General features: G+C 41.7%; 10 protein-coding genes and 1 pseudogene. 1 reads left to right on the forward strand and 10 read right to left on the reverse strand.

The window, feature by feature from the left end; translation table 11 throughout:
• Positions 1–461 precede the first annotated feature (461 nt).
• Positions 462–902, forward strand: coding sequence for an EexN family lipoprotein (locus tag D1092_RS07850; protein ID WP_120121295.1), 441 nt, complete (start codon positions 462–464; stop codon positions 900–902).
• A 568-nt stretch (positions 903–1,470) separates the two neighbouring features.
• On the opposite strand, the gene D1092_RS07855 is transcribed toward D1092_RS07850, so the two are convergent.
• From D1092_RS07855 to D1092_RS07905, 10 genes and pseudogenes are all read right to left on the reverse strand, one after another.
• The gene (locus D1092_RS07855) at positions 1,471–1,716 is read right to left on the reverse strand and encodes a hypothetical protein (RefSeq protein WP_120121297.1); all 246 of its coding nucleotides are present in this window, start codon (positions 1,714–1,716) and stop codon (positions 1,471–1,473) included.
• Positions 1,717–1,791: 75 nt separating this feature from the next.
• Positions 1,792–2,796: an HlyD family secretion protein gene (locus D1092_RS07860; protein WP_120121299.1), complete on the reverse strand. Its 1,005-nt coding sequence runs from the start codon at positions 2,794–2,796 to the stop codon at positions 1,792–1,794.
• 24 nt (positions 2,797–2,820) lie between these two features.
• Positions 2,821–4,452 carry an MFS transporter gene (locus D1092_RS07865; RefSeq protein WP_120121302.1) on the reverse strand — a complete coding sequence of 544 codons (1,632 nt, stop codon included), beginning with the start codon at positions 4,450–4,452 and terminating at the stop codon, positions 2,821–2,823.
• Positions 4,453–4,476: 24 nt separating this feature from the next.
• Complete coding sequence (atpC, locus tag D1092_RS07870; protein WP_120122711.1) at positions 4,477–4,893, reverse strand: ATP synthase F1 subunit epsilon; 417 nt, start codon at positions 4,891–4,893, stop codon at positions 4,477–4,479.
• Between the two features lie 127 nt (positions 4,894–5,020).
• On the reverse strand, positions 5,021–6,628 hold the full coding sequence (gene atpD, locus D1092_RS07875; RefSeq protein WP_120121304.1) for a F0F1 ATP synthase subunit beta: 1,608 nt from the start codon (positions 6,626–6,628) through the stop codon (positions 5,021–5,023).
• 19 nt (positions 6,629–6,647) lie between these two features.
• Positions 6,648–7,571: a F0F1 ATP synthase subunit gamma gene (locus D1092_RS07880; RefSeq protein WP_120121307.1), complete on the reverse strand. Its 924-nt coding sequence runs from the start codon at positions 7,569–7,571 to the stop codon at positions 6,648–6,650.
• A gap of 20 nt (positions 7,572–7,591) precedes the next feature.
• Positions 7,592–9,127: a F0F1 ATP synthase subunit alpha gene (atpA, locus tag D1092_RS07885; RefSeq protein ID WP_120121308.1), complete on the reverse strand. Its 1,536-nt coding sequence runs from the start codon at positions 9,125–9,127 to the stop codon at positions 7,592–7,594.
• Complete coding sequence (atpH, locus tag D1092_RS07890; protein WP_120121310.1) at positions 9,127–9,711, reverse strand: ATP synthase F1 subunit delta; 585 nt, start codon at positions 9,709–9,711, stop codon at positions 9,127–9,129. The genes atpA and atpH overlap by 1 nt, the downstream gene beginning before the upstream one ends.
• 1,113 nt (positions 9,712–10,824) lie before the next feature.
• A pseudogene (locus D1092_RS07900) lies at positions 10,825–11,284 on the reverse strand (primosomal protein N'); the annotation flags it as partial.
• A gap of 5 nt (positions 11,285–11,289) precedes the next feature.
• A complete protein-coding gene (locus D1092_RS07905) occupies positions 11,290–13,497 on the reverse strand; it encodes a primosomal protein N' (RefSeq protein WP_277623149.1) in 2,208 nt (735 codons plus the stop codon).
• Positions 13,498–14,090 lie beyond the last annotated feature (593 nt).

Consider the following 14,090-nt stretch of genomic DNA (forward strand, 5'->3'; position numbering starts at 1 on the left):
AGGGGAGATATTTTGATATTGAGAACTTACACTTTTCTCACAAACAGATGTTTTTTACAAAAATTTGCCTTTAGACAAAAGGAATGTTTCGCAATAGCCGTGTGTACAGCATCCTTTGAATTTCAAATACATGCCTTCGCAGTAATTCTGCCATTTTTTTTCAACGAATTTTACTAAAACATAGAACAAATAAGACAGGCTATTTACAAAAAAGTGTGTGAAAAACAAAAAACCATTCAACAGCTCATTGACCAACTTAAAAGTCCTAAAAACGATCAACTTTAACCATTCAAGCACAATACACAGCCCTGCAGATTTACGAATGCGAATTCTATAAATACAAGCTTTGGCAATAATTCAACAAGCAAAAGAAAAACGTGAAATGAAAGAATGATAGAAAACGACACAAAAATTATACCAAACCACTTCGTGGTCATTAAACTGAAAAAAGGAGCAAAATCATGAACAAAGCCATTATCACAGCAATGCTGTTGTGCACTGCCATTATCACTGTTGGTTGCGAAAAAACCTACAGCGTAGAAGAATTTAAAAAAGATAAAAAATTATTCGAAGAGTGGGCAGTGAGATGTGGATGGTCAGGAACTTCAAAAAATTGTGAAAACGTACGAGTAGCCGATCATGAACTTGCCATAGAACGTCAGAAAAAAGCTGAAGAAGAAAACCGTAAACGTAGAGAAGAATGGGAAAAAAAGCAAAAAGAAGAGGAAGCAAAAAGAAAAGAAGAATATGAAAAGTGGAAAGCTGATGCTGAAAAACGGAGAGCTGAAAGTGAAGCTAGAGGACGAGCTAAACTTGAAGAATTACAGCGAATACAAGAAGAGAATATTCGTAAAATGTTTGGACCTAAAGAACAAACTGAAAAACAACAAGAAAACGACTAAATCAGAAAAATATTTATGGCAACATTGCCTTTAGCTTGATTAATCAGAATTGATTATAAAAAATCATAACAGAGCACAATTTAAAAATTGTGCTCAATTTTCATAGAAATAAAAAAAGGGAAATAGATTATCGCAATAGAATAATGCTTTTAAGCACCCTGCAAGAACTTATCAAAACACACAAGTAAAGAAGAGTATTTAAAGAACGATAGAAAAAAGGTATATCGACCCAAAGAGATAACGGTTTAATCCCCTATACAATGATGATAGACAACATCACGTCTTTTATTTGTTTTATCTACTCTAATAACCGTATCTTGTACACCCTATTTATAGATTACAATATTATACGTTTGTCAATTATACGTTTGTCACTGTAAAGCTATAGCGCTACAATTTTTAAAACTTAGTATCCTTGTTACACACACAACATATGCTTATAGACTTGGGTCAGAGAGATATATCAAGCCTTATACTTTTGCACATGTCCCACAAGGAGTACACTCGAATAAAAAAGAAGCACCTCCCCCACACCTGAAAGGACGGGAATTTCACCCAGCGCTAATACTCATCTGGCATCTTTTCCAGCAAAACCTCTCACTTCCCATCCATACCACCCCACATCACCATACCTTAAAGGACGCTGTTGCGAGAGTATAGCAAAGCACCTTATCAATTCTCCCCTAGACTGAGTTATTTTAAAAGAAATAGAAGGGATTAAAGAGGCATGCGCTTTAATGTTCTTTAGAGCATTATTTACATCATGACCAATAAGAACTTTAAGAACTTTAAGAGATAGATCATCACAAACCAAACGAAATCTTCTAAAGTGAACAACCACTTGCTATAAGAAAATGGTACAAAAATTAAATTGAAAAAACCCAAAATTTTATCCTCCAGAATCGACCCGCTGCGAAGTATCCACATACGTAACCACAGACATCCCAGGAATGAGCTTTTCGATCCCTTCTTGACCAGGATCTAAAGCAATCCGTACTGAAATACGTTGCGCAATTTTGATAAAATTACCAATTGTCGTATCCGTTTTTAACAATGAAAACTCTGAACCTGTCGCTGGAGCAAAACGAACCACACGCCCTGTTAACTTTTTGTTGTTCAATGCATCAACAGAAAAAACAACCGGTTGTCCCACACGCATCTGAGAAAGTTGCGTTTCTTTATAATTAGCAATAATCCAAATATCATCAGAAATGACCGAGACCAATTGCGTCCCCGGCATAACATATTGTCCCACCCTAGCGCCAACCAATCCAATATAGCCTGTTCGAGGCGATAAAATCTTTGTATGATCGAGATTGAGTTTTGCCAACTCAACCCCCACCTTTGCTCCCGCAACTTCTGACTGTAAACTTTGCCGTTCAAGACTTAATTGTTTTTGCAATTGCCGTTTTGTTTCCAGTGCCGCCAAGAGTTGTGAAAGAGGACGAGAAACAGCAGTTGCCATATTTCCAAAGCCTAACTTTTTATCAGGAACCACATTGGAGAATGCTCGTGAACGGGCTAATTCAACTTCTGCTGTATTAATTTCGCCCTGTAAAAGCTGTGCTTGCAATTCAATACTGGCTAATTTCGCATTTTTTGAATCAAGAACAGCTTGTGCCCGTGCAAATTGCTGACGAAAAAGAGAATCATCAAGCTCAAAGAGCAACATTCCCTTCTCAACGCGTTGATAATCTTGCACATAAATCCGTGCGATAACCCCAGAAATCTGTGAACTAACCAAAGTAACCTCACCTTTAATGGAAGCATTATCCGTTATTTGAATATTGCTCACAAAAGGAGGAAGCCTCCAAGCCCACAAAATCAACAAAACACCCGTAATACCTGATAGGAATGCAACAATCGTAGCCTTTGACCGTAATGCTTTTATCATTTTTTGCACCCCTCTTCTATGGCATCACTTTTTTTCTAATGCACGCACAGAGCATGACTTAACAACCATTGTGACAAGAAAAATAACGAATACAACCATTGAAATATAAAAATAAAGCCGAAAAACGTCATCATAAGCAAAAATATTTGCTGTTAACTTAAATTTCTCTATCAACAGAGAAGTTCCCTGATCACTCCCCAAGCCATGAGCAACAGGAGCACCATAAGAAGGCGAAAATAAAGTATTCATCTCACCAGAAATAAGCGGATCAGTTACAACAATATTTTGTGTCAAGGATTCAAAGTTCTTATGGGCAAAATAAAACTGCAGACTGCCAAAAAAAGCCGACCCCATCAATCCCCCTGTTACTTGTGTGAGCAAAAAAACAGCAATAAAACTCAAAACATAACGCGGCCCTCGCTCACCAGCAAGCACAAACCCTTTGAAAAGAGCAGGAGGTAAAAAAAGGGCATAACTAAAACTCACCAATCCTTGGCTCAACATCATGTCTTGCGGACGCGTTAAATGATTTACACGACTGTCTAAATAAGCACCAAGTGCCAAACACCCCAAAGATAACAGATAAAAATAATCCTCACGCCCTGCGCGTAAAAAAAACACACATACAGCTCCCCCTAACAAAATCCCCAATGTTACCGCAAGATACATGGGCGCCATCTCACGATTGAGCAAACCAAAAAGATTAAAAAAACCAACAGGCAAATTGGATCGCTCCAACAAGAAAACATGAAAAATCAATAAAATAAAAACAGATTGAATCATTTCTTTACTAAAGATCCAACGCAGATCAATCAATGGTTTTTCTCTATTAAGCTCAATCATAATAGCAACAGCCAAAGAGAAAATAGCCAGTGCGAGTCCCCAACCAATCCATGGTGCTTCATACCACCAATACAATACGCCAACAGACATAATCACGGCATTAAGACCAAGACCAAGAGCAATCAAACCATAACTTATCCAATCTAACTTTTGAATAACCTTACTACGGACAACAGGGGTCAGGGGCAAAGTATAGATACAAACCAAACTGATGAGAACCAACCCCATTTCCAGAGCAGAAAGACTGGAAAAGCCACCATTTTCCAGCAAGTCAGGAGAAATCAAATGGGATAAAGGTGCTGCTAAAGCCGCATTCATATAATTCAAACTAAGACCAACAGTAAACTTCTTTGCCGGTGCAAAAGCCTCCATCATATAAAGCAACGCAAGTGAAGCCAAAGGTGCAGCAGCAATCCCCGCAAAAAAACGAATAATCAGCGCAGAACGCAAATCAGTCACAAAGAGCTGCAAAACGCAAACCAAAACGAAGCCAAGGATCGACAGTTCAGCAAAAGCACGCAATCCAAATTGATAGCGGATTTTGATCAACATAATTGCCACACTTACATTTGGTGCCATATAGGCTGCAACCAACCATGTTGTCTCGGCTAAAGTCGCGTGAAAATCACCCGTCAAATGGACAATATTAGATTGAACAATATTGGCCCCTAAGCCATAAGCCCATTGCAAAATAAGAGAAGCAAAAATATAAACAAAACATTTCGGCAAAGGTCCCGCAAAAACACGACCAGGGTGAGGGAAAGGTTTTCCGCCCCTTTTAGCAGACACAACCGTACTCCTTTTTCCGCTCATGTCACCTTTTCCTAATATACCCTGCTACGCTTCTATCAACACAGAACCATCCGCTGACAATTGCTGGAAAAAAGCCTCTATTTTAGGATTGTCCGCATTACTCGTTCCCCCCTCTAACGTCGCTTGAACCTGCAAAATCTGCTGTTCTAAGACATCAAAAGAAAGATGCTCCACAGCCACAACATGCTCGACCAATAAAGAGCAGCCCGAAAAGGTAATATTTGCAACACCTCCGCAAACAGCAAAGAGCTTTTCTCCCGCAGCAGTGCGGACACGAACACTCCCCAACACAATGCTTGCCACCAATGGTGCATGATGTGCCATCACAGTCAAAGAACCTGAAGCTGAAGGAAGAACAACAGACACCACCTGCTCTGAAAACACAATCTTTTCAGGCGATACAAGCTCAAACAAAAAATGCTCTTCTCTATTGTTTTCCACAAAAGTCTCCACAATACCCGATAGAAGGACTCTCAGCCCTCTTTAACAACTTGTTTTTTTTCAACAACTTTCCCTTTTGAATGACCAATTCATGACAGATTTTTCCTTAAATAAAGAAGCTTCTGATTTAAGAAGCCTCCGCCATGAGGCGTTTTCCTTTTTCAAGAGCTTCATCAATCGAACCAACCATATAAAAAGCAGCTTCTGGCAAATCATCATAATCGCCCGCACAAAGACCTTTAAAGCCTTTGATTGTATCTTCCAAAGGAACAAGTTTCCCCGGCGAACCCGTAAAGGCTTCTGCCACATGGAAAGGTTGAGAAAGAAAACGTTCAATTTTACGCGCCCGTCCCACCAGCAACTTATCATCTTCAGAAAGCTCATCCATTCCAAGAATAGCAATAATATCCTGAAGCGCTCTATAACGTTGTAAAATGGTTTGCACTTGACAAGCAACCGTATAATGCTCTTCTCCCACAATCAACGGATCCAACATACGCGAGAAGGAATCAAGCGGATCCACGGCCGGATAAATTCCTTTTTCCGCAATAGAGCGCGAAAGAACGGTTGTTGCATCCAAATGGGCAAAAGACGTTGCCGGCGCTGGATCTGTCAAGTCATCAGCCGGAACATAAATAGCCTGAACAGAAGTAATAGAGCCTGTTTTTGTACTGGTAATACGTTCTTGCAAAGCTCCCATATCCGTTGCCAAAGTAGGCTGATACCCCACAGCAGAAGGAATACGCCCTAAAAGAGCAGATACCTCAGCCCCTGCTTGTGTAAAACGGAAAATATTATCCACAAAGAAGAGAACATCTTGTCCTTCATCACGGAAGCTTTCTGCAATGGTCAACCCTGAAAGAGCCACACGCGCACGTGCTCCTGGTGGTTCATTCATTTGCCCGTAAACAAGCGCACATTTTGATCCTTCTGTTGAACCATTATTCTCTTTTGGATTCACATTCACGCGGCTTTCGATCATTTCGTAATAAAGATCATTTCCCTCACGTGTCCGTTCTCCCACACCAGCAAAGACGGAATAACCACCATGTGCCTTTGCAATATTGTTGATAAGCTCCATAATGAGAACGGTTTTTCCAACACCAGCACCACCAAACAAGCCAATTTTACCCCCTTTAGAATAAGGGGCTAACAAATCCACAACCTTAATACCCGTAACAAGAATCTCTGAAAAGGTTGATTGTTCAACATATTCAGGTGCCTCTTGATGAATAGAACGCGTTTTGGTTGAAGCGATTGGACCCACATTATCCACCGGTTCTCCAATCACATTCATAATACGCCCCAATGTTGCTTCTCCTACAGGAACACTAATTTGCGCTCCTGTATCCACGACCTTTTGGCCCCGCATCAGACCATCGGTCGTATCCATCGCGATGGTCCGCACAGTATTTTCACCTAAATGCTGTGCAACTTCTAACACCAAGCGATTGCCTAAATTCTCCGTTTCCAAAGCATTGAGAATATTTGGTAATGCCCCTTCAAATTGTACATCAACGACAGCACCAATAACCTGCTTGATTTCACCAACAGCGCCTTTTGCACTCTCTTCTTTTTTCATCGGCGCATCTTTAGCGGCACGACGTGCAGGCGCAGATGAAGTCTTGACATCCACTTGAGATTTCGAAGCGTCTTTTTTTACACCGGAACGAGCAGCTGGTTTCTTTTTTTCACCTTTTTCTGCTCCTTTGCTTGAGGTTACTGCTTTTGCCATCAATCCTTACCTTTTCCATTTAAAGCGCTTCAGCGCCCGCAATAATTTCGATCAATTCTGTCGTAATTTGTGCCTGACGTTGACGATTATAAGCCACCGTCAATTTATTAATCATTTCACCTGCATTACGCGATGCATTGTCCATAGCTGTCATCTTTGCGCCCATTTCACCAGCAACATTTTCGAGTAAAGCCCGAAAGATTTGCACTGAAAGATTGCGTGGCACAAGCGCCTCTAAAAGAGAAGCAGCATCAGGTTCATATTCATAAACAATTGCCTCAGAAACAATCCCTTGTGAACCTTTAGGCTCTGTTTGCTCCCCAATTTCTATTGCCTCAACAGCTGCTTTGGGAGCCCCCATTGGGATCAAGCCAAAAGCTGTTGGACGCTGATTAATTACGGAAACAAATTCAGAATAAAACAGTGTACAAACATCGAAAGCGCCTTCATTGAACAAATCAACAATGCGTTGACTAATCATCATCGCTTCTGCAAAACCAATTCGCTTTACAGCATGTAAATCGATGTGATCAATCATCAAACTTTTGTAATCACGCGATAAGATATCCGCACCTTTTTTTCCCACAGTGATAATTTTCACAATTTTACCAGTGGTCAACAGTGCTTTAATCTGCTCACGAGCACGACGAGCGATTTGCACATTAAAAGCACCACATAAACCGCGCTCAGCCGTACACACCACCAAGAGATGCACATCATCGCGCCCCGTACCCCGCATAAGAGCCGGAGCATCAACACCATCCACATCAGAAGCAACACTGGTTAAAATATCGGCCATCCTCTTCGCATAGGGACGTGCAGATTGCGCCGCCTCTTGCGCACGATGCAACCTTGCTGCCGCAACCATCTGCATAGCTTTGGTAATTTTCTGTGTTGCTTTAACCGAAGCGATACGGTCTCTAAGATCCTTTAATGAGGCCATTCAAGCATTCCATCAATTCATCACGAAAAATTTTTCGCATAAGTGTTAAGAACAGTTATCAACTTATCTTTTATCTCATCTGTTATCTGTTTTTGCTCAGCAATTGCTTTTAAGAGATCTTGATAATCACTCCGCAAAAGCACCAAAAGCCCTTGCTCAAACCGCGCTACATCAGAAACTGCTAGAGAATCAAGATAGCCATTCACCCCTGCGAAAATAACCACCACCTGTTCTTCTGTTTTGAGTGGAGAAAATTGTGGCTGTTTTAAGAGCTCTGTCAAACGCGCTCCCCGATTCAAAAGTCGCTGGGTTGATGCATCCAAATCAGAGCCAAACTGTGCAAAAGCTGCCATTTCACGATATTGCGCCAATTCACCTTTAATCGAGCCAGCAACCTGTTTCATTGCCTTAATTTGTGCAGCAGAACCAACACGCGATACGGAAAGACCAACATTTACAGCAGGACGGATACCCTGATAAAATAAGTTGGTTTCCAAGAAAATTTGCCCATCGGTAATTGAAATCACATTTGTTGGGATATAAGCTGAAACGTCATTTGCTTGCGTTTCAATCACCGGCAAGGCTGTCAATGATCCCGATCCATTTTCCGCATTCAATTTTGCCGCCCGTTCTAAAAGACGTGAATGAAGATAGAAAACATCACCAGGATAAGCTTCACGCCCCGGTGGACGACGAAGCAAAAGAGACATTTGACGATAAGCCACCGCCTGTTTTGACAGATCATCATAACCGATCAAAGCATGTTGCCCATTATCGCGGAAATATTCGCCCATCGCGCATCCCGCAAGAGGTGCAATAAATTGCAAGGGAGCAGGATCAGAAGCGGTTGCCGCAACGATAATAGAATACTCCAGTGCTCCACGTTCTTCTAAAACTTTAACGAATTGTGCAACCGTTGAACGTTTTTGACCGATAGCCACATAAATACAATAAACTTTGTCCTGCTCTCGTTCAGCCCCTTTTTCATGAAAAGGTTTCTGGTTTAAAAATGTATCGAGCAAAATCGCTGTTTTTCCTGTTTGGCGATCACCAATCACCAACTCACGCTGTCCCCTTCCAATAGGGATGAGCGCATCAATCGCTTTTAATCCGGTTGACATAGGCTCATGCACAGACTGACGCGGAATAATCCCCGGTGCCTTAACATCAACACGACGACGCTCTGTTTCCTTAATAGGTCCCTTACCATCTATAGGATTTCCAAGAGCATCGACCACACGGCCAAGCAAAGCGGGACCCACAGGAACATCCACAATAGCGCCCAATCGCTTGACACAATCCCCTTCACGAATATCGCGATCTGAGCCGAAAATGACCACACCAACATTGTCAACTTCCAAATTAAGCGCCATCCCGCGCACACCATTTGGAAAAGCGACCATTTCCCCAGCTTGAACATTATCCAAACCATAAACACGAGCAATACCATCCCCCACAGAGAGGACCCAACCAATTTCTGAAACCTCAGCCTTTTGGTCAAAGTTTTTGATTTGCTCTTTTAGAATTTTTGAAATTTCAGATGGTCTAATATCCATCAGCTGACCTCTTTTTTCAATGCAAGCTTAAGCGAAGACAATTTTGTTAGAAGAGACGTATCAATTTGAAACGCCCCGACACGAACGATTAACCCACCAAGAATTGTTGGATCCACAGTGATGTGTAGTAAAACTTTTCCCCCAACGACACCTTCTAAAGTCTCACACAACTCTTGTTTTTGTTGAGAACTTAAGGGGCGCGCAGAAATTATTTGCGCAGTAATTTGCCTACGAGCGCGTGCAACGCAACGCTGAAAGGCATGTAAAATACCAAATACGGCACCAAGCCTACGGTTTGCTGCAATAACGCGTAAGAAATTACCAACAATCTGCCCTGCTTCTTTATCAGCAAATTTAATGTTTTCACAAACAGATTGCATTATCTTAATTTGCTCTTTGACTGAAAAGAATGGACTGAGAACGAAGTGTTTTAAATCCTCATTCTGCTCTAAGACAAGCAAAAAATCCTCCACTGCCTTTTCAATCTTTTCAACGTTTCCTGCTTCTTGAACGCAATTAAAAAGCGCTTGCGCATAGCGTTGATCTACCAACGGCAGCGGTATGAGAGAAAATGAATCCGACACGAAATACCGCCTCTTTCCCTTGAGCGACTCTCTGATAGTTATCAGATGATAATGAAACAGACATTCCCAATCTTAAGAATCTTCTTCTTAAAACCTAGAACAAAAACCAGTTGGTTTCTAGCATAGACATAGCCGACTCGCAACACCACAAATCGCTGCTTTTTAAAAATTTTAAATAAAATATTCAAAATAGTTTTGAAAAGGATTTTTTTAGATCGCCAAGATGGCATCATGATTTTTTTATGCTTCTTTTTAACATACTGTAAAAAAGTTACGCTCTTTAATTTTGCTTCAAACAAAGCAAAATCAGAAAAAACGGCCCTTCCTTAAAGATCACCTCTCTTATCTTCACAAAAACTTTAACGAGAAGCTAGAAGCGACTGTAACTGCAAAAGTCTATTATTTCAAATGGATAAGCAAGATATAATAACGGACATCTCCCTTAAAATTAAGGAAAATTGATCATTTTTCTCTTAATATCCACTCTTTTTAAAACGTTCCACAAACTACTATATTACCCAAGTATATTGTTTTGTAAAAACACTTTCTATAAACACTCTCAAATATCAAGAGCTTTTAGAAGCTCAATAATGGTGTCAACTTATGGCTTTATGAAATAAAGATAGGGAAGCCTTTAAAGGCGTTTTCATTTATGCAAAGCGTTTACATTATTGACGTGCAACATCATAAAATGAATTCAAGCTTTCTTGGATAGTTTTACGCCACACGAGCGCCTCATCTTGTAACGTTCAAAAGGTAAAAAACTTAATAAATCAATGTCTTGTACGAATAAGGGCGATGCCTCTGTTCCTCCCATAACTTCCTCCCATAAGCAAGATATTTTTCTCCCGTAGTGCGGCTTGATGGAGTGCCCGCGCATAATATTGTAGCGACTTGACGCTGTTGTGCAGACACAATCAAAGAGGCAAGACGCCCATAGGAGGGAAAATAATAATGCTGACGTGCTGTAATCTCCCGTGTGTAAAAATCTTCTGGTTTGCATGAAAGTAAAGCTTTTATGAGCGGATAATCCGGTTAATAGGTTTGCAATACCTAAACTTTCCAATCCCACCCGCCCTGCTCTTCCAGCCACTTGAGAGAGAAATTTGATTTTTAAAAAAAGCTTTGCGGATCAATATCAATTTGGACCCGAACGGAACTGGGCATTTTGGGGCTATTGCTCAGCATTGCCCGAATGAACCCTTGTATATCAAAAGAGCGCTGACCTTGCAGTAAAAGCCGAAAACGATAACGCCCCCGAACCAGAGCTAAAGGCGCTTCTGCGGGTCCCATAACTGAGATATTTTTTTCCCGCGGTGCGGCTTGACGCAGGGCCCGCGCATAATGTTGTAGCGACATGACGCTGTTGTGCAGACACAATCAAAGAGGCAAGACGCCCATAAGGGGGCAAATGATACTGTTGACGTGCTGTAATCTCCCGTTTGTAAAAATCCTCTGGTTGGCATGAAAGTAAAGCTTTTATGACCGGTTGATCCGGTTGATCGGTTTGCAATAATCCTAAACTTTCCAATCCCACCCGCCCTGCTCTTCCAGCCACTTGAGAGAGAAATTTGATTTTTAAAAAAAGCTTTGCGGATCAATATCAATTTGGACCCGAACGGAACTGGGCATTTTGGGGCTATTGCTCAGCATTGCCCGAATGAACCCTTGTATATCAAAAGAGCGCTGACCTTGCAGTAAAAGCCGAAAACGATAACGCCCCCGAACCAAAGCTAAAGGTGCTTCTGCAGGTCCCATAACCGAGATATTTTTTTCCCGCGGTGCGGCTTGACGGAGTGCCCGCGCATAATGTTCCGCGGCTTGACGCTGTTGTGCAGACACAATCAAAGAGGCAAGACGCCCATAAGGGGGCAAATGATACTGTTGACGTGCTGTAATCTCCCGTGTGTAAAAATCCTCTGGTTGGCATGAAAGTAAAGCCTTTATCACCGGATGATCTGGTTGATAGGTTTGCAATAATCCTAAACTTTCCAATCCCACCCGCCCTGCTCTTCCAGTCACTTGGGAAAGCAGCTGGAAGGTACGTTCACTGGCGCGTAAATCGCCATTGGCAAGACCAAGATCAGCATCAATCACCCCCACCAGAGAGAGCTTGGGAAAATGATGTCCTTTAGCGACCAACTGTGTCCCAATAATAATATCCACATCGCCATTGGCAATGGCTTGCAATTCGCTTCGCAACTGCCCAATCCCCCCTTTGAGATCTGTTGAAAGAATCAATGAGCGCGCTTGAGGAAAAATCCCTTTTGTTTCTTCTGCAATTCTTTCCACACCTGGTCCACAAGCTACGAGATGATCTAATGTTCCACATTCAGGACAGGCTTCTGGAAGGGATTGATGATAGCCACAATGATGGCATTTCAGTTGCCCTTGCGCGCGATGTTCGACCAACCAACTTGAACAATCGCTACAATGAAAACGATGTCCACACACTCGACATAAAGTTAAAGGCGCATAACCACGGCGATTAAGAAAAAGCAGCGCCTGCTCACCTTTCTCAAGTGTTTGTTTTAAAGCCCTTTCAAGGGTAAAAGAAATAAAGCGTCCCTTTTGCACTCCTCCTTGACGCATATCAATGACCCGCAACTGTGGAAGGGAAACTTCTTTAAAACGGGAGGGTAAATGCACCTTTTGATAACGCCCTTTTAAAACATTGGCTTGGCTTTCAATCGACGGTGTTGCTGAGGATAAGATAACAGGAAAATGCTCAAAAGAGCCCCGCGCAACAGCCATATCACGCGCATGATAAAAAATGCGCTCTTCCTGTTTATAAGCGCTATCATGCTCTTCATCGACAACAATCAAGCCAAGCGCATGAAAGGGAAGGAAAAGTGCCGAACGAGCCCCCGCAACAACACGCACCCGCCCTTCTGCAACTTGCCGCCAGACACGTTCTCTACGACGTGGTGTCAAATCGGAATGCCATTCTGCTGCCGCAGCGCCAAAGCGTGCATAAAAACGATCTAAAAATTGCTGTGTTAAAGCAATTTCTGGCAATAAAATTAAAACTTGGCTACCCCCTTTGAAGGCTTGAGCAACCGCTTCAAAATAAACTTCTGTCTTTCCAGAGCCCGTCACACCATCGAGCAAAAAAACTTGAAACTGAGAAGATAAAACACCTTCCCGCAACAGTTTTGCTGCTTCACTTTGTGCCCCCTGCAACTGAGGAGGACAAAAGTCAGGATCGGGCATACCAACAAGATCAGGAGCAGGAACTTTAACATCTTCAAAAATTCCTAGTGCTTTTAAACCTTCAACAACAGAAACAGAAGTTCCAGCCGCATGTGCAAGACCAGAACGTGTCCATATCTTCTCACTGCGCACCAATTCCAAAACCCGTGACCGCGCTGGTGTGAGACGTTCCACATCCCCCCCACAATAGCGCAATCCCAGCATCTGCGCTTCCGGCTCTAAAGCAGCCGGTACAGACAAAACCAATCGTGCAACAAGACCAAAAGGCGTCATGGTATAACGGCTAACAAACCGCAAAAATGCAATCATTTCTGGCTTTAATGGGGGGCAATCAAAAACATGTAAAAGAAAGCGTAATTTTTCACGCGCTACCGAAGCAGTTCCTTGCCCATCCTTTGTTTTCTCTCCAACCTCCACAACAAAACCGCAAAGCTCACGCCCCATCACCGGAACCCGAACAAAAGAACCAATTTCCACTTTCATAGAAGACGGAACTTTATAACTATAAGCATGCGCAACAGGAAGAGGCACCAAGACAGATACGACCTTTTCCTCTATCATATTTGAATTCACCTTTTTAACCAATCTATGATCTCCCCCCTTATCTACAATCCTTTTGTCTAGATTGTCTTGTCTACGATTATCTTGAGCACCAACAGGTCCACAGCTTATCTTTAAACACTCTTATAAAATTCATTGTGAGCTTCAATCATTCTTCCCTTTCACAATAAGCTTCTCACAAGTATCCTTCTTAATACGCATTTCATCACAAAAACACCAATCTCATCCTCTTAGCAAACAAACAACGCTATTCTCCAGTGCAAATAAAACCCATCACGATTAAGCCTTCAACACAACATGATCACTGCATATCACTACACTCCTTAGCGATCCCATAATTGTAATTTCATGCCCAACATAAACACTTTTATTTTCTTTCTACCTCATATCTCAACTTATCATCAACATATTGATTTATAAAGATAAATCATTTTTACATATCGTAATAAAAACGCTCAATATGAGAATTTTTTTATTATAATAAATTCTTTAAACGTAGAAAAACTTCACGTGTAAAACGCATATCTTCTTTAATGGTACTTTACGACACAAAAATATCCATTCACTGACATGCGACAATTGAAATAAAATGTCCCATAAGATAA

Source organism: Bartonella krasnovii, assembly GCF_003606345.3.
Lineage (GTDB): Bacteria > Pseudomonadota > Alphaproteobacteria > Rhizobiales > Rhizobiaceae > Bartonella > Bartonella krasnovii.